Source organism: Marinomonas sp. 15G6-16, from assembly GCF_055809555.1.
This window is the reverse complement of the sequence record NZ_CM147916.1, coordinates 1,176,958-1,198,824: the sequence shown is the minus strand read 5'-3', so window position 1 is coordinate 1,198,824 and position 21,867 is coordinate 1,176,958. Positions and strand designations below refer to the sequence as shown.

Here is a 21,867-nt window from a genome sequence, read left to right as displayed (position 1 = left end):
AAGCCGCACCATTAGGTGCGGCTTCTTTTTTATAACGAATTGAACAAGATTAGGTAGGAAGACTATGTCCAGAACGGCTACGTCCACAGAAATGTTAAAAGACGCATTGGACTTTGATTTAATCGCCGATGTTTTTGTTTCTGAATCTATTACGGCATCGCCTGCTGAGCTACACGGCCAACTGTGTGGTTATCTTGCCTCTGGTGTGACTTTGTTACTAGAAGACTGGCTGACTATGGTAGCTGAATTTTGCGACATAGAAGGTTGGAAAGAAGAGGCTAGCCGTGCTGCCATTGTTGAGCTTTACACAGCAACGCTTACTTTATTTCAGAATGGCGAATACGCATTGGTGCCGAGTATTTCTGACGACGATGCTGAGCTTTGTGAAAGAGGCGTTACCTTGTCCCAATGGGCGCATGGTTTCCTAGCGGGTTATGGTTTGTCTGGCCAGAAAAATACACTTTCGGATGAGACAAAACAGATTCTTCGTGATTTCGCCAATATCTCTGGTATGCAAGCTGAAATGCGATCTCTGGAAGACAACAATGACAACGAAGCCGATCTCACAGAGTTGGTTGAATATGTTAGATTGTCTGCCATGATGATGTATTCAGAACACCATGATGTAAATCCAGACGCCGATCATACAAAGAAAAATCCATTGCACTAATTTCTACATTGGCAGTTGTTGGCATTAAGTGAGGCATTTTATGAAAATTGAAACTCAAACTTACCAAGCGCGCCGCGAGCGCTTGATGCAATCTTTACCTGAAAACAGTGTGGTGGTTATCCGTACTGGCGAGCTGTCGACTCGCAATAATGATTGTGAATACGAGTTTCGGCCTCATAGCAGCTTCTTTTATTTGACTGGTTTTCCTGAGCCAAGTGCGTACGCCATTATTCGTGCTGGTGGTGAAATGACATTGGTAACCTTGCCGAAAGATCCTGAAAAGGAGCAATGGGAAGGCTTCCGCTTTGGTTCAGAAGGCGCTATGCAGAGCTTCGGAGCAACGGATGCGTTAGATCTTGATGGATTAGACGACGCTTTGTTTTCTGCTTTAGATGGCGCAACGAATGTGGCTTATCTGTTCGATGATGGTGTCTTGCGTGAAAAAGTGGCTGAGTGTCGCGATAAACTGTCTGCTCGTGCAAGAGCGGGAGCCGTTGCACCAACGTCGTTTATTGACGCTGGGCCTATTATTGCTGAAATGCGTTTAATCAAAGACAAAGAAGAAATTGCCATTATGGAAGCGGCTGCGCAAATCAGCGTAGAAGCTCATAAACAAGCCATGAAGTCAGTTCGACCTGGCATGATGGAATATCAGCTAGAAGCCGAATTGAATTACGTCTTTATGAAATCCGGCGCGCGCCAACCTGCGTATAACAACATTGTCGCATCAGGAAGTAATGCTTGTGTTTTACACTACATTAAAAATGATGAACGAATTGAAGACGGTGATTTGATTCTTATCGACGCGGGTGCTGAGCTCGGTTGTTATGCCGCAGACATTACTCGTACTTTTCCTGCCAATGGCAAGTTCAGTGAACCTCAAGCGGCTTTGTATCAAGTTGTGCTCGACGCTTATCATGCGGGTATGAAAAAACTTGTCGTTGGTGCGCCTTATGAAGCCTTTCATAATGCGGCAGTGCGAACGTTAACAGAAGGTTTAGTTACTCACGGTTTATTAAGTGGCGATGTGGATTTGCTGATCGAAAGCAAGGCTTATCGAGATTTTTATATGCATAATACAGGTCATTGGCTAGGTTTAGATGTTCATGACTGTGGCGCTTATAAAGTGGCTGGCGAATCGCGTTTGCTTGAAGAAGGCATGGTGTTAACCATCGAGCCGGGTTTGTACGTGTCAGCTGATAATGAATCTGTAGACGAAAAATGGCGTGGCATTGGTATTCGGATAGAAGACGATGTGCTTATTCGCGCTGAAGGTCCGTATGTTTTAACTCATGGGCTAGCAAAAGAGATTGCAGACATTGAGGCGTTAATGGCGCAAGACTAACTGTCTTGGCTTGTGAAAAAATAGAGTGGAGTGTTAGACACATGGCTAAATCGTACGATGTAATCATAGTTGGTGCTGGAATGGTTGGCGCACTATCGGCGATTCTTTTGGCTAAATCTTCTTTGCGAGTGGCGTTGATTGATAAACACAACGGTGATTACACTTTGTCGGTTCCGCCAGCTTACGATGCCAGAGTAAGTGCCATTTCTAGTCAATCAAAAGCTTTATTAGAATCCGCTAACGTCTGGCAAAACATTCCTCAAGGGCGAGTGGCCACCTACGACAATATCGTGGTTTGGGACGGATTGGGTTCAGGTTATATCGATTTCAACGCTGGTTCTGCTGCCATGCCTGAGCTAGGCGACTTGGTTGAGAACACCGTCTTGAGTCAACAAATGATGGTGCAAATACAAGACAATCAAAATATCGATTTGTATTTTGACAATGCTTTGGTATCGCATGAATTAAGTGAGAGCGGAGCAGAAGTAGACTTACAGTCGGGTGATCGACTGACGTCGCAAGTGTTAATCGCTGCCGATGGTGGTGGTTCCAAACTGCGTTCAGAAAATGACTTTTCGACAGTAGAATGGGATTACGGCCATACCGCGATTGCTGCAACCATTGAAATAGATAAATCTCATAACAACACTGCATGGCAAAGTTTTGGTGAAGAGGGGGTGTTGGCCTTTTTGCCTCTGCCTGCCGTGGATAACCGACACTTTGTTTCAATCGTTTGGTGTGTGCCACCTGAAGAAGCAAGTGTTCTCAAGGCGTTATCGGATGATGCATTTTGTCGACGCGTACACTACGCTATTAACAGGCGTTTTAATGTGCTGTCGATCACGCGCTCTCGCCAAGCTATTCCTCTTCGTCAAAGACACGCGAAAGAATATGTTAAATCCGGTATTGCTTTGATTGGTGATGCGGCTCACACCATTCACCCGCTGGCAGGGCAAGGAGCGAACTTGGGCTTCTCAGATGTGAAAGCTTTGGTGGATGTTCTAAGTAAAGCGCATAAACGAGGTGAGAACCTTGGCTCAAGCAAAGTCTTAAGACGCTATCAGCGAGCGCGTATGTTGGATAATGTTGTCATGGCTGCAGGAATGGAAACCTTTAAACGTTTGTTCTCGACTCAGCATCCATTTGTCGTTCAGCTGAGAAATACCGGAATGAAAAGCTTCGATTGCAACACATCCTTGAAGAAAAAGTTGATTGCCCGTGCTGCAGGTTTAGCGTCTTTTTTATGACGTAAATTAAATAAAGTATTTAATCGCGGTATTTGGCAGAATAAAGCAATCGCGTTTTTGACATGAAACCAATGAAAACAAAGGTGCAGAAGTATGCAAGTCCAAGAACTTTTAAAGAACACTGATAAGTTGCCTAATGTACCGGATGTTGTGCGTGAATTGATTCAAATGCTTAACGACCCTAATGTTAAGTATGCAGAAATTTCAGAAAAAGTGACTCATGATCAAACTATCTCCTTGAAAGTTCTGCGTGTTGTGAACTCTGCTTATTTTGGCTTATCGAGAAAAATTTCATCGATTGACGAAGCAACGGTTTTGTTGGGAATTGATAAGCTTAAAACCTTAGTTATTGCGTCTGGCTTCTCAAATTCTGTAGCAAAAGTAGATGGCATTAAGCTACCAGAGTTTTGGGCGGATTCGTTCCGTGTCGCAGAACTATCTCAATGGTTTGCTAAACGTACTTCTTTGGTTGAAGCGGATGAGGCTTTTACGGTAGGTATCGTTCATAATATCGGGCGTTTATTGTTGCACCTTACTGTTCCAGACACTGCACGAGAAATTCGACAGCTGGTTGTGAATCGTAAGGCTGGCTTTGTGAAAGCCGAGCTAGATTTGTTGGGCTTTACTTCTCAAGATGCGGGTAAAGCATTGATGGATTTATGGAAGTTCCCAGCCTCAATTGGCGATGCGGTGAAGCATCACCCAAGACCGTTTGAACTTGATCCTCCACAACCTTTAGCGTGTGTTTTGAATTTGGCTTGCTATTTAAATGCCTGTATTCGAGCGGAACGTGATTCGGACCTGGTTCGTGAAGGTTTTCCGATTGCTGTTGCAAAGGCGGCAGGTCTTTCAGAAGGTATTATTTACGAGCTTGATGATGCGCTTATTATCAGTGATGGGTTGAATCAGTTGCTTGATTAAGGAAGGTACGAACAAGTCCACTGGCTTCAGCGTGTGGATAAACCTTTATTATTCGAGGTAAGCTTCGCAGTCCAATATGAACATATTGGCAAGAAGCTTAACAAAGAATAAAAAGCGTTTAGCCCACGCCCTTCGGGTCTTTTAGAGAAACGGCCTCTCTGCGTTAAGAGTGATTGAAAGGTATTAACATTCCTGCTCACTCTTGCCTTGATAGACCGTTTCTCTGATAAGACTGAAGCTCAGAAGACTTGTTCGCACCTTCCTTAACTGTGTAATTAAGAGGCTTTTATCTTCAAATTTTGAATACAGTAAAACAACATTTTTTTCCTCATTCTTAAATGAGAATCGCTAGTGTTCATTCTTAGCCTGTGTTAATTTCTTGTCTCAAATTTAATGACTTACGCACTCCTAATTGGCCTTTAAAAGGCTCAATTCTGGGGTGGATCTTGAGCTAGGTGGAAAGTTTTTATGCCAACAAAGTTACGCGCAATAGTCGAAAAAATAAGTTCTACATCCTTTCGAAATAGTATGGGCTTTCTTGCTCTTACATCTTCTTTAGTGCTTTCTGCCAATGTTCAGGCTCAAGGTGAAGTGAATGTTTATTCTGCTCGTAAAGAGTCGTTGATTGCACCGGCTTTAGATGCCTTTTCAAAAGAACACGACGTTGTTGTGAATCTTATTACTGGTTCTGCGGACGCCTTGCTTAGCCGATTACGAGCAGAAGGCGATGCTAGCCCAGCCGATGTATTTATTACGGTTGATGCAGGGCGTTTGTACCGAGCGAAAACAGCCGGTGTGTTGAAGCCAATTAACAGTGACGTGCTTAATGCTAACATTCCGAGTCATTTACGTGATGTAGATGGTTATTGGTACGGCTTATCACAACGTGCTCGAGTGATATTTTATAACCCTAAAAAAGTCTCTCCAGCAGACCTTTCTACATACGAAGATCTTGCTGACTCAAAATGGAAAGGGCGTATTTGTGTTCGCTCATCGGCAAATATTTATAACCAATCTTTGGTTGCTTCCATGTTAGAAGTGGATGGCCGAGAAAAAACACAAGCTTGGATTAAAGGTTTGGTGTCTAATTTGGCTCGCCCTCCATTCGGTGGTGATGTTGACCTTCTGAAAGCAGTTAATGCTGGGGTTTGTGATCTGACGTTAGCGAACACTTACTATTATGGCCGTCTTGGTCAAAGTACAGATGCAAGCGAAAGAGAAGTTTATCAAAACGTTAAACCATTCTGGCCTAATCAAGCGGCAGACGATCGTGGCGCTCATGTGAATGTTAGTGGTGCTGGTTTAACTGCGGCGGCAACGAATGTAGAGAATGCAACTCTATTGCTAGAGTTTCTAACCAACCATGAGTCACAAGAATGGTATGCTCATGTAAACAATGAATACCCTGTTGTGGAAGGAGCAAGTGCGCCAGAAATGTTAGAACCATTTGGCGAGTTCCGTGCAGATACGATTTCGCTGAGCACGTTGGGTGTGAATAACCGAGCGGCAGTTGAGTTAATGGATCTAGGCGGTTGGAAATAACGTCCTCTTTAAAGTGAGCTTATATTATTAATGGTTGACTCCACTTCTCCCAGTGCAGCCCGCAGGCTTAAATGTAACTGGTTAAAAATCGCTGCAGTTTCGATTGCGGCGATTTTAGCATTACCTATATTAGTCGTATTAGTGAATGTCCTGATCGGTAATGGCGATGTATGGCGTCACCTTTATGAAACGGTTCTAGCTGACTACATTCAAAACTCTCTTCTCTTAATGTTAGGTGTGGGGATTGGCGCTTTTGCAATTGGCGTCCCTTGCGCTTGGCTAACCAGTATGTGCGATTTCCCCGGCCGTAAACTCTTGTCTTGGGCTTTGCTTCTGCCAATGGCCATGCCGGCTTATATTATTGCTTACACCTATACGGGAATTTTTGATTTCGCTGGACCAGTGCAAACTTTTATTCGTTCTGTAACTGGTTGGAGTTACGGAGAATATTGGTTCTTTGAAGTTCGTTCCTTAGGTGGTGCGATCGTCATGCTTACTTTGGTTTTGTATCCTTACGTTTATTTGATGAGTCGCGCGGCATTTTTAGAGCAATCTGAAAACACTTTAGAAGTGAGTCGTACGCTTGGTTATTCAAGTCGAGCCGCGTTTTTTAAGTTGGCATTGCCTCTTGCTCGTCCAGCCATTGTGACAGGACTTACTCTGGTGTTGATGGAAACATTGGCCGATTACGGAACCGTTCAGTTCTTTGGTGTGAATACTTTTACGACGGGAATTCTGCGTACTTTCTACGGCTTTGGTGACGTAATGGCGGCATCTCAGTTAGCGGGTATTTTGCTACTATTTGTGATTGTGCTGATTTTATTAGAGAAGCATTCACGTCGACGTATTCGTTATCATGCTTCGGGGTTAAGGAAAGCCAGTAATCGACGGATTCAATTGACAGGGAGCCGTGTCTTTTTCACCTACTTTGTTTGTTGGTTACCTATTTTGTTTGGTTTCCTTATTCCTGTGGGGATTCTGTTGTATTGGGCGCTGTTTAAGGCCGAAGTGCCTGACTCAAAATTTGTTCAGCTGGCGTGGAACTCTTTATATTTAGCTGCTTTAGCCGCCATGATTGCCGTAGGGCTTGCATTGGTTTTGAGTTATGCAATACGTCTAAACCGAGGTGTGAGTGTTAGAGCCTCTATTGGTATTGCTGGAATGGGCTACGCCTTACCTGGAACCATTATCGCAATCGGCACAATTGTGCCATTGGCTTGGCTTGACCATAGAATTATTGATTTCATGAAGCAGTATACAGACCAAAGAGTCGGTCTGATCTTCTCTGGCACATTAGTTGCGCTCTTGTTTGCTTATACGGTGCGTTTCATGGCGGTGTCGTTAGGTGCTGTACAAAATGGACTTGGTAAGATTAAGCCGAGTATGGATATGGCTGGGCGATCACTAGGTATGACGCCCGCAAAAGTATTGGCTCGAATCCATGTTCCTTTGCTGAAAGGTTCTGTACTCACGGCCATGTTGATTGTTTTTGTTGATGTATTAAAAGAATTGCCTGCGACCTTGGTGTTGCGACCTTTTAATTTTAACACCTTGGCTGTTAGGGCGTTTGAATTGGCGTCGGATGAAAGATTAATCGATGCTGCACCGGCATCCTTAATGATAGTGCTGGTGGGACTGGCGCCAGTCATACTCTTGAGCCGTTCCATTTCCTCTCGTGCTGAATTTTCTAAATAGGTTTGTATATGACGTCGTTACCTTCCCATGAGAAATTAAAAGAAATGACCTTAACCAATGTGACTGTGGGTTATGATGGTGACTCGATTGTTAAAGAGGCGTCATTTCAACTTTTAGAAGGTCAGATTGGTTGTTTGCTTGGCCCGAGCGGTTGCGGAAAGTCGACATTATTACGTGCTATTGCTGGCTTCGAGCCCTTGATGACTGGTGAAATCAAAATAGATGGAGAGATTATTTCCAGCCCATCTATTACCACCAATCCGGAAGAGCGCCGTATTGGTATGGTGTTTCAGGATATTGCTTTATTTCCTCATCTGACGATTGCTCAGAACATTGCTTTTGGATTGACAGCTTGGCCAAAGAAAGCGGCCAACGAGCGAGTGGATTATTTATTAGATTTGGTTGGTTTATCTGGCTTTCAAGCTCGTTACCCGCATTCTCTTTCAGGTGGTCAGCAACAGCGTGTGGCCTTGGCTCGTGCTATGGCGCCAAAGCCCAAATTACTTTTGATGGATGAGCCTTTTTCTGGTCTTGATGCCAAGCTGAGAGAAGAGCTAGTGCCAGATATTCGTGAAATATTGCAGCATGAAAAGATGAGTGCATTGTTGGTAACGCACGATCAGATGGAAGCCTTTGCAATGGCGGATCAAGTGTCTGTCATGGATGCTGGTGAAATACATCAAACAGGTTCACCTTATGAAGTTTATCATCAGCCAGAAACGCGTTTTGTGGCGAGCTTTATTGGGCACGGTGACTTTTTACCCGCGACGGTTTGTGGTCCAGATTGCGTGCATTCTGATTTAGGCAACATTCATGGAGATTTAGATCATGGCTTTGCCGACAATACGGATGTGGATTTATTGATTCGACCAGATGATATTTTGCATGATGACGACAGTGAGTTTGTTGGTGTTATTGTGAGTAAGTGGTTTAGAGGGTCGCACTTTCTGTATCGAGTAAAGCTGTCTTCTGGCAAGGTTGTGTATTGTTTCGCGTCGTCACATCACAATCATCATGTAGGGCAAGAAATTGGTTTGACGGTACACCTTGACCATCTTGTGATGTTTCCCCGCTAGCGCCAATTCTGTTGCTAGCTTTTTAGGCTATTCCTATGCCTTGCTCGTGACATACTTCTATTATCCCTTCGAAGTCATATTCTGTTAAATCTAAGTGATCTAAGGCGTAGTGGCCGATTTGTTGCCACTCGTAGTCTTCATTGGCTTCTCCTATGTGTTTATGCACAGAAGCAATGTGTTCCGCCATTTTTAGGATAGCTGCAAAAGTGAGATAAAGACCATCGCCAGGTACTCTGTTGTTGAATAGGCGATCTATTCTGTGGTGTTTTGCAATAACGGAGCAGCAGCTTTTTGGTAATCCCCAAGACTTCGCCAGAAAATAGCCAACCACAGAATGGTTGGTTTTAAAGGCTTGATTCTCAAGATCCGTTAGTAAGAAATTTGGATCTTGGTAACCTTGCTGTAAAACCTCTTTATAACCGTCAAAGCGTTTTAGCATCAAAGGAATACCAGCGTTGTGGAATAATCCTAGCGCGTAACATTCGTCTTTGAATTTGAAGTTGAGTTGATCGGCAATACTGGCGCTGATTGTTGCGACGTCTGTTGCTGTATCCCAAAAGCTATGTAATGACTTTATGTTGTCGTCGGATAACTCACTTTTCACCGCAATGCTATTCAATATGCTTGCTAAGCTATCCGCTCCTAGCATCATGACGGCTTGTTGGATGGAAGTGATTTTTTTCTCAAGATTAAAATGAGCTGAATTGACGAACTTAAGAACAGCAGCAGAAAGGCTAACATCTTGCGATATGGCGGACGAAATAAAGCCCATATCGGAATCTGGCATAGCCTGCTCCATTTGCAAATCCACCAAGATTTGAGGCTGAGGTGGAATGCTGATGCCTTGCAGAATGTGCTTAAGTTCGCTTTCGTTTAAGAGGTTTGTCATAAAGATACGTCGTTCAAAGCCAATAACTGTTCTTTAACTAGTTTTACACTAAGTATGTAATTCGTAGCAATTGAGTATAGAGTCACTATAATAACGTTTTTTTAATTTACTGGGTGATAATTGTGAGTGTTATTCGACTAAAAGGTCAGGCTGATCGTCGTATTCGAGCTGGGCATCAATGGATTTATAGTAATGAAGTAAATACTTCAGAAACGCCATTAAAACAATTTACCCCAGGCGATCAGGTTGTGGTTGAAACAGCACAAGGCAAACCGCTTGGTATTGCGACGATTAACCCGAATGCATTGATTTGTGGACGCCTTATTAGTCGTAGCACAGACACAGTATTAAATAAGTCGACTTTGGTTCACCGTCTTAAAATTGCGTTGTCGTTACGTGAAATGACCTACGCTGCGCCTTATTATCGCTTGGTGTTTGGTGATTCTGATGGCTTGTCTGGATTGGTAGTAGACCGCTTTGCCGACATTTTGGTGGTTCAAATATCAACCGCTGGTATGGAGCGCGTTAAAAACGAAATCATCGAAGCACTGCAAGATGTTGTGAAACCATCCGCTATTCTTATGAAAAATGATGGCAAGATGCGCCAAATAGAAGGTTTGGAAAGCTATGTAGAAGAAGCTTTCGGAACCGTGCCTGAGACAGTTTTCTTACAGGAAAACGATGTTTTATTCCAAGCGCCAGTTTGGGATGGTCAGAAAACAGGTTGGTTTTATGATCACAGAGAAAATCGCAAAACCATGCAAGGTTTTTGTGATGGTAAGCGCGTGTTGGATGTGTTTTCTTATGTTGGTGGTTGGGGGGTTCAGGCTGCTTCCGCAGGTGCAACAGATGTAACTTTCATCGATGCTTCTGAAAGCGCATTAAGTCATGTTGATGAAAATCTAAAGCTAAACCAATACGAAGGCGATGCAAACTTAATGCATGGCGATGCGTTTGAAGCGATGCAGTCTTTGATTGAAGATAAAGAGCGATTTGATGTTGTGGTGATGGATCCTCCAGCTTTTATTGCTCGTCGAAAAGACATTAAAGCAGGAGAAGGGGCTTATCACCGAGCAAACCAATTGGCGATGAGATTGGTCGCGAAGGGTGGCATCTTGGTGACAGGTTCATGTTCTATGCACTTGGAAACGGCGCGTTTACACGAAATTATTCGCAGTAACAGCCGTCAATTAGAACGCTTTTCTCAATTGATTTATCGTGGCACACAAGCGCCAGATCATCCTGTTCATCCAGCCATTGATGAGACTGAGTATTTAAAAGCCTTGTTTTACAGAATCCATAACAATATGGGGCTGTAGCGGCAAAACAAAAAAGGGAGCCGATATAAATCAGCTCCCTTTTTTTAGATTCGCTTTTAATTACGTAAAGAAATATGTGGCCAATCTCGTTCTTCGGCTAGCTTAGACAGAGTGTCATCTGCATCAACCGCAACAGGATGAGTAACAAGCTCTAGTAATGGTAGGTCATTGCGTGAATCACTGTAAAAATAACTGCCTTCCATCGAATGTCCTGTTTCGGCTAGCCAATCATTTAAGCGTGTGACTTTGCCGCCTTGGAAACTTGGTACACCAACGATTTTTCCTGTGTAGTAACCATCAACAATTTCAGGCACTGGCGCAATAATATGATCCATGCCTAGTGCGTCGCTGATTGGCTGAGTAACAAATTGGTTTGTTGCTGTGATCATGAGCAAGAAATGCCCTTGCTCTTTATGGTACTTCAATAAATCCGCGGCTTTTGTTTGCATCATAGGGCGAACTTTTTCTTCCATAAAGGTGTTATGAAGTTCATTGAGTTGTGCTCTGGTAAATTGAGTCAATGGAGCCAGACTGAAAGCGAGGTACTCATGAATGTCTAATGTGCCAGCTTGGTATTCTAAGAAAAATCTGTCATTGGCTTCTTGATAAACTTGCGTATCAACCAACCCTTTTTCAACTAAAAATTGTCCCCAAGCATAATCGCTATCGCCGCTCAATAAAGTGCCATCTAGATCAAATATTGCAAGTGTCACAAGCTTTCCTCAATTCTTCAAATATGCATAGATTATAGCCCTGACGACAATAAATAACATTAGTCTTAATTGTGCGAGTGGGCGAATTATGGAACAATGAATCTAATTTATTCTTATATTGGAAGGTAAAAGCTCGTGATTGATGCAGACGGATACAGACCGAATGTGGGCATCATTCTGATGAACGAGCGTGGTCAGCTTCTTTGGGCGAGGCGTGTTGGACAAAACGCATGGCAGTTCCCCCAAGGCGGCATTAAATCAGACGAGACACCTGAAGAAGCTTTATTTCGTGAATTAAAAGAAGAAGTAGGGCTGGATCCTCATCAGGTAGAAATTGTAGGGAAAACTCGCGGTTGGCTGCGTTATCGTCTTCCTAAACGTATGCTAAGACACAATAGTAAGCCTTTATGTATAGGGCAAAAACAAAAGTGGTTTCTTTTGTCTATTCGTTGCCCTGATGCTTCTGTGTGCGTAGATGGAACAGAATGTCCAGAATTTGATGGTTGGCGTTGGGTGAGTTATTGGTACCCGCTAGGCCAAGTGGTGGCGTTTAAAAAAGATGTGTATAGAAGGGCATTAAAAGAGTTAATCCCAAGCGCACACAGCTGGTTAGATAAGCGGACAAAGCCAAGGACCTAATCCCTTTGGGTTTATAAATTGACAGGAAAACTATGTTAAGTTTGTTAAGACGTATTACGCAAGAAGTGACGGCTGCGGAGTCTTTGTCCGCCGCGTTGGATATTATTGTCCGCCGTGTTCGCCGATCTATGCGTGCTGAAGTATGTTCTATTTATCTAGTAGACAGCAGTACATCCGAATACGTTTTAATGGCAACGCGCGGTTTGAATGAAAACGTGGCTGGCAGCGTTAGTTTGAAAGCGGACCAAGGCTTGGTAAGTTTGGTTGGCCGCAGAGCAGAGCCTGTTAACTTAGAAGACGCACATATTCACCCTTCTTTCCATTATCTCAGTGGTACTGGGGAAGAACGTTATCGCTCTTTTCTTGGTGTGCCAATCATTCACCATCGTCAAGTTTTAGGTGTGCTTGTTGTTCAACATGAAGACAAGCGACGCTTTGACGAAGGGGAAGAAGCCTTTCTTATTACTTTGTCCGCGCAGTTAGCAGGTGTTATTGCTCATGCTGAGGCGACAGGCGCCATTGCGAGTCTTAGTGCGAATACTATACAAGGCGGCGCAGATTTCCGCTACAAAGGTGTGCCAGGCAGTTCTGGTGTGGCCATTGGTCGTGGCGTTGTGGTGTTTCCTCCTGCTGACTTAGATGTTATCCCAGATCGATTAATTACCGATTTTGATGGTGAAATTGAAGACTTCTATCAAGCCTTAGAGGCTGTTAGGCAGGACATTCGTAAGGCAAGTAACCGTATTAGCCAGCATCTTTCAGCTGACGAAAAAGCACTATTTGACGTGTACCTTAAAATCTTGGACGACAACTCTATTGCAGGAGAAGTAGTTCGTAAGATTCAGGACGGTAACTGGGCGCAAGGTGCATTAAGACAAGTTATTCAAGCTCATATAAGTCAGTTCAATCGTATGGATGACCCATATTTACGCGAGCGAGCATCTGACCTGCGTGACCTTGGTCGCCGAATCTTGTCCCATTTACAAGAAAAAGCTCCTAATCTGGTTGAACGTTTTAGTGAACCTTCGATTATCGTAGGGGAAGAACTCACTGCGTCTATGTTGGGTGAAATTCCAATTGATAAAATCAAAGGTCTGGTTTCTGTTATGGGATCGGGGAACTCTCATGTGGCTATTTTAGCTCGTGCTATGGGGATTCCTACTGTGATGGGGGCGCTGGATTTACCTTATGCTCAATTAGATAAAGTTGAGCTTATTGTAGATGGTTATCTGGGACAGATTTTCACCTCGCCCTCTGAAGCGCTGAAAGAAAACTTCCAACAAATCGTTGATGAAGAGCGTTTGCTAGAAGAAGAGTATGAAACGCTCAAAGATCTACCCTGTGAAACGCTAGATAACCATCGCTTAGCCTTGTATGTAAATACGGGGTTATCTGCCGACATTGCACGTTCATTGGATCGTGGTGCAGAAGGAATTGGTCTTTATCGTACAGAAGTGCCGTTTATGGTCCGTGACCGTTTCCCGACTGAAGCGGAGCAAGTGCAGATTTATCGTATGCAATTGGAAGGCTTTGCGCCTAGTCCAGTTACGGTAAGGACGCTTGATATCGGTGGTGACAAAGCCTTGCCATATTTCCCTATTCAAGAAGAAAACCCATTTTTAGGTTGGCGTGGTATTCGAGTAACGCTCGACCATTTGGAAATATTTATGGCACAAATTCGTGCCATGATAAAAGCTAGCGCGGATCTGCATAATTTAAAAATCATGTTGCCAATGATTTCTAATGTCGCAGAAGTTGAAGAAGCCTTAGCTCTTATTCGCCGTGGTTATGCTGAGGTGAAAGAGGAAGGTTACAACGTCAAAATGCCAACCGTTGGTGTGATGATAGAAGTGCCAGCAGCGGTTTATCAAGTCAAAGAACTTGCAGCCTTCGTGGACTTCCTATCCGTTGGTAGTAATGACTTAACTCAATACTTGTTGGCGGTTGACCGTAATAATCCTCGGGTTGCAGATTTATACAACTCGTTTCACCCTTCCGTTCTAAGAGCCTTGTACAGCATTGTTGATCAGGTGAGAGACGAAGGTGTAGGGCTGAGCGTTTGTGGTGAAATGGCCGGTGATCCAATGGGCGCTATTTTGTTGATGGCAATGGGTTATGACGTGCTATCTATGAGCTCTACGAGTTTGCCAAAAGTGAAAGCTGTCATACGCAACATTACTTTGGAGCAGGCGCAAAGCATGTTGAATGAAGTAATGAATTTATCCCATGCTGAAGCAGTAACGCAAACCATGAGTCGATTAATGCGCGAAGCCAATATTGAGCGCTTAATTCGTCCAACTAAAACGACAATACAATAATTTCTATTTAAGGCTTGTACATGATTGCTTACCCAGATATTGATCCTATTGCAGTATCACTTGGACCAATTTCCATCCACTGGTACGGCATTATGTACCTTATTGGCTTTGCAAGTGCTTACTTGCTTGGTAACTATAGAGCTAAAAAATCTGGTGGATTGTGGACTGCTGAAATGGTTAGCGATGCCATTTTTTATGGCGCTTTAGGTGTGATTTTAGGTGGTCGAATTGGTTATGTGTTCTTTTATCAATTCTCAGGTCTGATTGCTGACCCTTTAAGCTTATTCAGAATCTGGGAAGGCGGTATGTCTTTTCATGGCGGGCTAATTGGTGTCATTGTTGCTATGGCCATTTTTGCTCGACGCTACAATAAACACCTCGTTGATGTGACTGACTTTCTAGCACCTTTTGTGCCAGTAGGGCTTGGTGCTGGGCGTTTAGGTAACTTTATTGGTGGAGAGCTGTGGGGCAAGCCAACGGATGTGTCTTGGGCGATGATTTTTCCAAATGACCCTTTGCAATTGGCGCGTCATCCGTCGCAGCTTTATCAGTTTGCATTAGAAGGTGTCGCACTTTTCGCTATTCTTTGGTTTTTCTCTCAAAAGACCAAGCCTCGTTACTGTGTCTCCGGAATGTTTTTACTTTGTTATGGCATCTTCCGAATTCTTGTAGAGTTTGTTCGTCAACCAGACGCGCAAATCGGATATCTTGCTTTTGATTGGTTTACCCAAGGGCAGTTGTTGTCTTTGCCTATGGTTGTAGCTGGGATTACCTTAGTTGTATTAGGCTTTAAGTATAATAAACGTCCAACTAATTAATAGGTAAGTGAAAAAGAGAGTGATTATCTCTTTTTCACTTTCTCACCATATCAAAACTTACTGGTGTGCCAAAGCTGACATCCTGCAAGGCTGTTTTTCCCAGTATGTCATCTAAATGTTTTGGCGCGAGTCCGTAGCCTGGACGAATGCTTCTGACATGTTTATCGGTAATGACTTCACCTGCCTTGATATCCTGCACAAAATACAGTGAACGGCGGAATTTAATATTACCTTTCTCGGCTTCGGTTTTTTCGTAGTTGATTTGGCCCAGTGATTGCCATGCGGTTTTCGTGTCTTGGCATAATTGAGTTAGCTCTTTTGACTCAAGGGAAAAACTATCATCTGGCCCGCCGCCAGTGCGATCCAATGTGACGTGCTTTTCTATTAAACAAGCACCAAGTGCCACAGAGGCAACGGCTGTTGCATTATCAATGGTGTGATCAGAAAGGCCTGCAAGAACATTAAAGCGCGACGCCATATCAGGTATGGTTCTTAAATTATACTGGTCAGCAGGTGCGGGATAGCCGCTAACGCAATGCAATACGACTAATTCGCTGCAGCCGTTGTCACGCGCAGTATCGATGGCTTCTTGAATTTCGATTTGATTCGCCATACCTGTGGACATGATCATTGGTTTGCCTGTTTTGGCAACACGCGCGATCAGAGGTAAATCTACAAGCTCAAACGAGGCAATTTTATAGGCTGGTGCGTTCAGTTCTTCTAATAAATCAACAGCGCTAAAGTCAAAAGGTGAACTGAAAATGGTTATCTCGAGTTCTTTGGCTTTTTCAAATAAAGGTTGGTGCCAATCCCATGGCATGTGAGCGCCTTTATAAAGGTCATATAAGCTTTGTCCGTCCCATAAACCACCATGAATTTGAAACTCTTCACCTTCACCGTCAATGGTAATGGTTTCATGAGTATAGGATTGTAATTTAATGGCGTCAGCACCAGCGGCTTTCGCGGCTTCCATGATAGCGAAAGCGCGTTCAATATCACCGTTATGGTTGGCGGATAATTCCGCAATGATATAAGGCGGGAAGTCCGCGCCAATTTTTCGATTATCTATCGTAATAAATGGATTCATAGTAGGTTCAGCTCAGCAATAATGGTTAGCAAGATTCCAACTTCATGGCTGAAAACAAGGCTTCTGCCAGTTCCCAATCTTCTTGAGTGTCTATGTCTTGAACAGTCTTTCTCGGTAAAATAACAGCCTTTGAAGACTCACCAAAAAACGCTTTTTGTTGGAGGTAAGCACTCATTTGTCCCCAATAAAATTGTCCGGCATCATGGATGGCTTCTGGTAAGTCTTGAGAGCGCGTGTTTTTATGTTCAGGTTGTATCATTTCAACATGGCCGCTTTTATTTACCAGTAGCGCACGTTGAATAGGGAAGGCGAACGTGGTGGCGCTAAAAGCATAATGTACATTTGGGTCTGTTAGTTTGCTTAAGCCTTCTTGTAATGCCGCACTGGATAGGAAAGGTGCGGTGGCATAGATGCAGCACACTTTATCAACCTGCCATTTTGCTTCAACACACCAATCAACGGCGTGCTTCATGACATCCATTGTTGTGGCAAAGTCATCTGCAATATGTTCAGGTCGCATAAAAGGGACTTCCGCACCCCATTTTTTTGCTACTTTGGCAATTTCTTCATCGTCAGTAGAAACCAAAATGCGATCAAAACAGCCTGACTTTTTTGCGGCCTCAATTGAGTAAGCTATCATCGGCTTACCATGAAAAAGTTTAATGTTTTTACGTGGTATTCGTTTACTTCCGCCACGTGCAGGAATGATGGCTATGTTCATTAGCGCTCTACCAATACCTGTGTCAGTTGCTTGATGACTTCGCTCTGTTGACCTTTCGTCATGCCATGAAAAAGAGGGATTGAGATGGCTTCGGTGTAATATTTTTCTGCTTCTGGAAAGTCTCCCTGCTTGAACCCAAGTTTTTGATAATAGGGTTGAGTATGTACAGGAATATAATGAAGGTTGACGCCTATGCCGTTTGCTCGTAATTCATCAAACACTTGTTTGTGGCTTTTGTTTATCTTATCGAGTTGGAGTCGGATAACATATAAATGTAGGCCAGAGTATGTGTCATCAAGCTGAAAAGGGAGTGTGATGGGAAGCGCTTCTAACTCGGAATTGTATCGAGCGGCAAGCTGGTGGCGTGCGCTGACAAATTCAGCCAGTCGTTGTATTTGAGAAACACCTAATGCGGCTTGTAGCTCGGTCATTCGGTAGTTAAAGCCCAGAGCCACTTGCTCGTAATACCATCCGCCATGAGGTGTATTTTCCATCAGTTGGTCATCACGAGTGACACCATGACTGCGATATAGATTCATCTTTTTTGCAAGGTCTGTATCATTGGTTAACGCGGCGCCACCTTCGGCCGTGGTAATGATTTTGACAGGATGAAAGCTAAAAACAGTAATGTCAGAATATTTACAGGCACCAATAGGGCTTTCTAAGTAACGGCCACCAATGGCGTGTGAGGCATCTTCTATAATTTTAAAGCCGTATTTTTTGCTCAAAAAAGAGATGGCTTGCATATCACAAGGTTGTCCACACAAGTGAACTGGAATGACAACTTTCGGTGATTTTCCTGCTTTTTCCGCCGCGATCAGCTTTTCTTCCAGTTTCTTCGGGCATAAGTTGTATGTATGAGGGTCAATATCGACAAAATCGACTTTAGCACCACAATATAAGCCACAGTTGGCGGAAGCCACAAAGGTAATTGGCGTGGTCCAGAGAATATCGTCTTTCCCTAATCCAAGGGCAAGGCAAGCAATATGCAAGGCAGAGGTTGCGCTGTTTACCGCAAGAGCATGTTTTGCTCCCGTCGATGCTATTAGGGCCTTTTCAAAAGCGGGAACTTGTGGGCCTTGCGTTAAAAAGTCAGATTGTAAAACCTGAACAACAGCATCGATATCTTGCTGAGTTATGGATTGCTTGCCGTATGGAATCATGCTTTTTTACACCTCAAAATTGGCGTCAACATGTTCTTTGATTTGTGCTCTCAAACTGTCGATTGTTTCCCACTCGGTATTCGTGCCAGAGCTGTAGTGAAAACCAAAGGGCACTTTTTCTGCCTTGTGGTGCTTTATGTAATCTTCTTCGTTATACACAAAGGAGACGGAAGGTAAGATAGCGTAGTACTTACCTAAATCTATGGTGTTAAGAGAATCTGTGTCTGTGATCATCTCTTCATGTAGCTTTTCACCTGGACGAATACCGACCACTTTGATTTCACACTCTGGTGCAATGGCTTCTGCAATGTCTAAAATCTTATAAGATGGAATTTTTGGAATGAAAATTTCGCCACCTAAATGATGTCCTAATGCGTACATCACCATGTTTACGCCATCTTGCAGAGAGATATTGAAACGTGTCATTTCTTCATGTGTGATGGGTAAAACGCCTTCTGCTTTTTTATCCATAAAGAAGGGAATGACTGAGCCGCGAGAGCCCATGACGTTGCCATAACGAACAATACTAAAACGTATGTCTTTAGAACCCTTGATGTTGTTCGCAGCAGCGAAAAGCTTGTCTGATGCTAGCTTAGTGGCACCATATAGATTGATCGGTGCACAGGCTTTGTCAGTAGAGAGAGCAACAACATCTTTCACGCCACAAGATAACGCAGCTTGAATGACATTTTCAGCACCGTCTATGTTGGTTCTAATGCATTCAGTTGGATTGTACTCGGCGGTATCGACTTGCTTTATGGCTGCTGCGTGAATGATTACGTCGACATTTTCGCAAGCTTGAATCATGCGATTACGGTCACGTACATCGCCGATAAAAAAGCGTAATTGTGGGAACTCATTATGAGGGTATTTTTGTTTGATCTCGAATTGCTTTAACTCGTCACGGGAGTAAATGATAATTTTTTTGACGTCAGGGTATCTGTCTAAAATCGTTTCAATAAACTTTTTACCAAACGAACCTGTGCCGCCAGTGATTAATACCGTTTTACCATTCAACATATAGTACTTACCTGATGATCAATATTTTCTTATATTCCTTTATTCCCTTGAGAAGTGCAATTTCAAATGGAATTGTAGAGAGCACAAATGCTGCTTATGCTCTGGTTAAGTGCGCTTACTTAGCTACTTTATCTCTTATGGCTTTTTGCTTTGTAGAACTAATAATCTTACAAAGACAAAAATCTTTTTAATTTCAGACACTTCATTGTCCTATTTGTAAAATATAGCCTCTAAAAGCAGATTGGCCAATGTTTTGCATTTCTTGATAGGAAAGAAATATTCTCAAGGGTGTTTTGGCTTTTCTCTGAAATAATATCATCTAAATGGGAATGCTTAGATTTAATGTAAATAGAATACTAAGGAAAAGTTTATGTCATGGGTGTATTTGGTGATAGCGGGTGTACTGGAATTTTTGTGGGCCATTGGGTTAAAGCAGAGTGATGGTTTTACTAAACTGTGGCCTTCCATAATCAGTGCCATATTAATTGTGGTTAGCCTCGTTTTGCTTTCTTTAGCAATGCGTACCATCCCAGTCGGGACGGCTTATGCTGTGTGGACTGGTATTGGTGCATCGGCTTTGGTGCTGTTCGGTATGATATTTATGAACGAGCCTGCAAGTGTAGCTAGGATTGTTTGCTTATGTATGATTGTTGGCGGTGTTGTTGGATTACAGTTAGTTAGTGAGAGTTGATCTTCACAGAACGCATAAAAAAAACAGCCCCTTCTTGGGGCTGTTTTGATTTAGCGGCTTTTCTTATACTGAGAAAGGGTAAGCAATGGCTTCGTGGTGTTGATAACCCTCGACTTCGAAATCGTCCATTGTGACCCAAGTTTCTATGTCTTTTAGCGTTTTTATTTCAGGATTTATTTTGAGTTTAGGCAAAGGATAAGGCTCACGCTTAAGTTGAACGTCACGCATCAATTCTAGTTGGTCTTCGTAAATGTGTGCATTCACTATCTTATGGAAAGCTTGACCTGCTTTCTTTCCTGTAATTTGAGCCACAATAGCCAGTAACACATACACTTGAACCATATTGAAGTTTAAGCCTAAAGGCACGTCACAGCTTCGTTGAGTGCTGTTTAGATACAATGTGTCGCCAAGCAGTGAGAAGTGATGACTGTACATGCAAGGACGTAAGCAGGCCATGTGAAATGCGCCCGGGTGATAAAAAGTAAGGATTTCCCCACGGTTATCCACACCTCGACTTAAGTCGTCGATGATCTGCTTTAATAAATCGATGTGGCCGCCATCCGGCCTTGGAAAGTTACGCCCAATGGCACCGTAACAAAGGCCCATGTCATCTTCACCTTTGCGATAAGGATTGTTTAACCAGACTTCGTTTTGGTTCGCGTTCGCATCCCATGTTTTTGTGCCAAGTGCACGGAAATCTGCGGCGTTATCGTAGCCTCTTAAATAACCTATGATTTCAGCAATGGCAGATTTATAAAAACTTTTTCGAGTCGTTACGAGAGGAAATTCCCCTTTGCCAACGTCGTAGGTTAGGTCAGCATTAATAACGGTGAGACAACGTTTGCCAGTGCGCTCGTTATTTACCCATTCGCCTTCATTGATGATGCGATGGCATAAGTCTAAGTATTGTTTCATGTGATGCCTCTTCTGAGTGCGAATGTGGCAGATAGAGCAAATGCAATCTGACTCGCGATAGGTATAATAAAATGGTTCCAACTATACCAGAATTGAAACTCGAAATAAGGCCTTTATATGCTCTCACTTATTGTCGCCATGTCTACTAACCGAACTATCGGTATCAATAACTCGTTGCCTTGGCATTTGCCGAATGATCTCAAGTATTTCAAACAAGCGACCATGGGGAAGCCTATTGTAATGGGGCGAAAAACATTTGAATCCATTGGTAAGCCTTTGCCTGGTCGACGCAATATAGTGATTAGTCGGGACCCATCTTATCAGGCAGAAGGTATTGATGTAGTGACATCGCTCGAAGATGCTATTTCACTTGGTGAAGACATTTGTCTGGTGAATGGGCAAGAAGAAGTTATGGTGATTGGTGGCGCACAAATTTATGAGTTGGCATTAGAAAAAGCGAATCGTCTTTACATCACTCATGTGGATGCAAATGTAGAAGGTGATGCGTTTTTTCCAGAAGTAGATTGGTCGTCTTACTCCTTAATAGGTGAAGAGGCTTTTGCTGCGCAAGAACCTAATCCTTACGATTACCGTTTTTCCGTATATCAACGTGTTAGTGCAGAGTAACGAGTAATGTGGCAACAAGTTGAACTTCAATTACCAGCGATGCATCGTGGTTTTCATTTGATTACTGGGCAAATAGAGAAGGCGTTGGACGATATGAAGCCAGTATCGATTGGTTTATTGCATATACAGCTTCTTCATACTTCTGCTTCGTTAACCATCAATGAAAATGCAGATCCTTCTGTTCGCCGAGATATGGAGCGTCACTTTTCGCACATGGTGCCTGAAGATCAGCCTTACTATGAGCATGTTTATGAAGGTAGTGACGATATGCCAGCGCACATCAAAGCCAGCATGCTTGGCTCATCTTTGACGATTCCTATTAAAAATGGCGAATTACGCCTAGGCACATGGCAAGGGATTTATCTCGGAGAGCATCGAGATTATGGTGGCGCTAGACGTATGGTTTTAACGCTACAGGGAGAGTGAGTCGATTTTTGCTAGTCAATCATTA

At 43.2% G+C, this 21,867-nt stretch carries 21 protein-coding genes; 14 read left to right on the top strand and 7 right to left on the bottom strand.

Features of this window, described 5'->3' with window-relative positions; all coding sequences use genetic code 11:
- Positions 1–64: 64 nt before the first annotated feature.
- From AC0L46_RS05760 to AC0L46_RS05730, 7 genes are all read left to right on the top strand, one after another.
- Positions 65–670, top strand: coding sequence for a UPF0149 family protein (locus AC0L46_RS05760; RefSeq protein WP_473506451.1), 606 nt, complete (start codon positions 65–67; stop codon positions 668–670).
- A gap of 40 nt (positions 671–710) precedes the next feature.
- The gene (locus tag AC0L46_RS05755) at positions 711–2,015 is read left to right on the top strand and encodes an aminopeptidase P N-terminal domain-containing protein (RefSeq protein ID WP_473506449.1); all 1,305 of its coding nucleotides are present in this window, start codon (positions 711–713) and stop codon (positions 2,013–2,015) included.
- Between the two features lie 41 nt (positions 2,016–2,056).
- Positions 2,057–3,262, top strand: coding sequence for a UbiH/UbiF/VisC/COQ6 family ubiquinone biosynthesis hydroxylase (locus AC0L46_RS05750; protein WP_473506447.1), 1,206 nt, complete (start codon positions 2,057–2,059; stop codon positions 3,260–3,262).
- Positions 3,263–3,355: 93 nt separating this feature from the next.
- Entirely contained in the window at positions 3,356–4,183 is an 828-nt protein-coding gene (locus AC0L46_RS05745; protein WP_473506445.1) for an HDOD domain-containing protein, read from the top strand.
- 468 nt (positions 4,184–4,651) lie between these two features.
- Positions 4,652–5,725 (top strand): Fe(3+) ABC transporter substrate-binding protein, encoded by a 1,074-nt coding sequence (locus AC0L46_RS05740; protein WP_473506443.1) that lies wholly within the window; start codon positions 4,652–4,654, stop codon positions 5,723–5,725.
- A 30-nt stretch (positions 5,726–5,755) separates the two neighbouring features.
- Positions 5,756–7,420, top strand: coding sequence for an ABC transporter permease (locus tag AC0L46_RS05735; RefSeq protein ID WP_473506441.1), 1,665 nt, complete (start codon positions 5,756–5,758; stop codon positions 7,418–7,420).
- Between the two features lie 8 nt (positions 7,421–7,428).
- Positions 7,429–8,496 (top strand): ABC transporter ATP-binding protein, encoded by a 1,068-nt coding sequence (locus AC0L46_RS05730; protein WP_473506439.1) that lies wholly within the window; start codon positions 7,429–7,431, stop codon positions 8,494–8,496.
- A 22-nt stretch (positions 8,497–8,518) separates the two neighbouring features.
- On the opposite strand, the gene AC0L46_RS05725 is transcribed toward AC0L46_RS05730, so the two are convergent.
- Positions 8,519–9,385 carry an HDOD domain-containing protein gene (locus tag AC0L46_RS05725; RefSeq protein WP_473506437.1) on the bottom strand — a complete coding sequence of 289 codons (867 nt, stop codon included), beginning with the start codon at positions 9,383–9,385 and terminating at the stop codon, positions 8,519–8,521.
- A 122-nt stretch (positions 9,386–9,507) separates the two neighbouring features.
- Here AC0L46_RS05725 and AC0L46_RS05720 point away from each other — a divergent pair, with 122 nt between their 5' ends.
- Complete coding sequence (locus tag AC0L46_RS05720) at positions 9,508–10,704, top strand: class I SAM-dependent rRNA methyltransferase (protein ID WP_473506435.1); 1,197 nt, start codon at positions 9,508–9,510, stop codon at positions 10,702–10,704.
- 56 nt (positions 10,705–10,760) lie between these two features.
- Here the strand turns inward: AC0L46_RS05720 and AC0L46_RS05715 are convergent, their stop codons facing one another.
- Positions 10,761–11,417, bottom strand: coding sequence for a histidinol-phosphatase (locus tag AC0L46_RS05715; RefSeq protein ID WP_473506433.1), 657 nt, complete (start codon positions 11,415–11,417; stop codon positions 10,761–10,763).
- A gap of 135 nt (positions 11,418–11,552) precedes the next feature.
- On the opposite strand from AC0L46_RS05715, the gene AC0L46_RS05710 reads away from it, so the two are divergent.
- Genes AC0L46_RS05710 through lgt form a run of 3 tightly spaced genes read left to right on the top strand, consistent with a single transcriptional unit; the run spans position 11,553 to position 15,192 of the window.
- Entirely contained in the window at positions 11,553–12,056 is a 504-nt protein-coding gene (locus AC0L46_RS05710) for an RNA pyrophosphohydrolase (RefSeq protein WP_317005042.1), read from the top strand.
- 32 nt (positions 12,057–12,088) lie between these two features.
- Complete coding sequence (gene ptsP, locus AC0L46_RS05705; RefSeq protein ID WP_473506431.1) at positions 12,089–14,374, top strand: phosphoenolpyruvate--protein phosphotransferase; 2,286 nt, start codon at positions 12,089–12,091, stop codon at positions 14,372–14,374.
- Positions 14,375–14,394: 20 nt separating this feature from the next.
- Positions 14,395–15,192 carry a prolipoprotein diacylglyceryl transferase gene (gene lgt, locus AC0L46_RS05700; protein WP_473506429.1) on the top strand — a complete coding sequence of 266 codons (798 nt, stop codon included), beginning with the start codon at positions 14,395–14,397 and terminating at the stop codon, positions 15,190–15,192.
- Positions 15,193–15,226: 34 nt separating this feature from the next.
- Here the strand turns inward: lgt and pseI are convergent, their stop codons facing one another.
- Genes pseI through pseB form a run of 4 tightly spaced genes read right to left on the bottom strand, consistent with a single transcriptional unit; the run spans position 15,227 to position 19,183 of the window.
- A complete protein-coding gene (gene pseI / locus AC0L46_RS05695; protein WP_473506427.1) occupies positions 15,227–16,279 on the bottom strand; it encodes a pseudaminic acid synthase in 1,053 nt (350 codons plus the stop codon).
- Between the two features lie 25 nt (positions 16,280–16,304).
- Complete coding sequence (gene pseF / locus AC0L46_RS05690) at positions 16,305–17,000, bottom strand: pseudaminic acid cytidylyltransferase (RefSeq protein WP_473506425.1); 696 nt, start codon at positions 16,998–17,000, stop codon at positions 16,305–16,307.
- Positions 17,000–18,163, bottom strand: a complete 1,164-nt coding sequence (pseC, locus tag AC0L46_RS05685) for a UDP-4-amino-4,6-dideoxy-N-acetyl-beta-L-altrosamine transaminase (protein WP_473506423.1) — start codon at positions 18,161–18,163, stop codon at positions 17,000–17,002. Before pseC ends, pseF begins: the two co-directional genes overlap by 1 nt.
- A gap of 6 nt (positions 18,164–18,169) precedes the next feature.
- A complete protein-coding gene (gene pseB, locus AC0L46_RS05680; RefSeq protein WP_414681419.1) occupies positions 18,170–19,183 on the bottom strand; it encodes a UDP-N-acetylglucosamine 4,6-dehydratase (inverting) in 1,014 nt (337 codons plus the stop codon).
- A gap of 370 nt (positions 19,184–19,553) precedes the next feature.
- On the opposite strand from pseB, the gene AC0L46_RS05675 reads away from it, so the two are divergent.
- The gene (locus tag AC0L46_RS05675) at positions 19,554–19,874 is read left to right on the top strand and encodes a DMT family transporter (RefSeq protein ID WP_414681420.1); all 321 of its coding nucleotides are present in this window, start codon (positions 19,554–19,556) and stop codon (positions 19,872–19,874) included.
- A 63-nt stretch (positions 19,875–19,937) separates the two neighbouring features.
- On the opposite strand, the gene AC0L46_RS05670 is transcribed toward AC0L46_RS05675, so the two are convergent.
- Positions 19,938–20,789 carry a thymidylate synthase gene (locus AC0L46_RS05670; RefSeq protein WP_473506420.1) on the bottom strand — a complete coding sequence of 284 codons (852 nt, stop codon included), beginning with the start codon at positions 20,787–20,789 and terminating at the stop codon, positions 19,938–19,940.
- Positions 20,790–20,906: 117 nt separating this feature from the next.
- On the opposite strand from AC0L46_RS05670, the gene folA reads away from it, so the two are divergent.
- Together folA and AC0L46_RS05660 are read left to right on the top strand one after the other, a co-directional pair.
- Positions 20,907–21,416: a type 3 dihydrofolate reductase gene (gene folA, locus AC0L46_RS05665; RefSeq protein WP_473506418.1), complete on the top strand. Its 510-nt coding sequence runs from the start codon at positions 20,907–20,909 to the stop codon at positions 21,414–21,416.
- Between the two features lie 6 nt (positions 21,417–21,422).
- On the top strand, positions 21,423–21,842 hold the full coding sequence (locus tag AC0L46_RS05660) for a secondary thiamine-phosphate synthase enzyme YjbQ (protein WP_473506416.1): 420 nt from the start codon (positions 21,423–21,425) through the stop codon (positions 21,840–21,842).
- Positions 21,843–21,867: the final 25 nt, after the last annotated feature.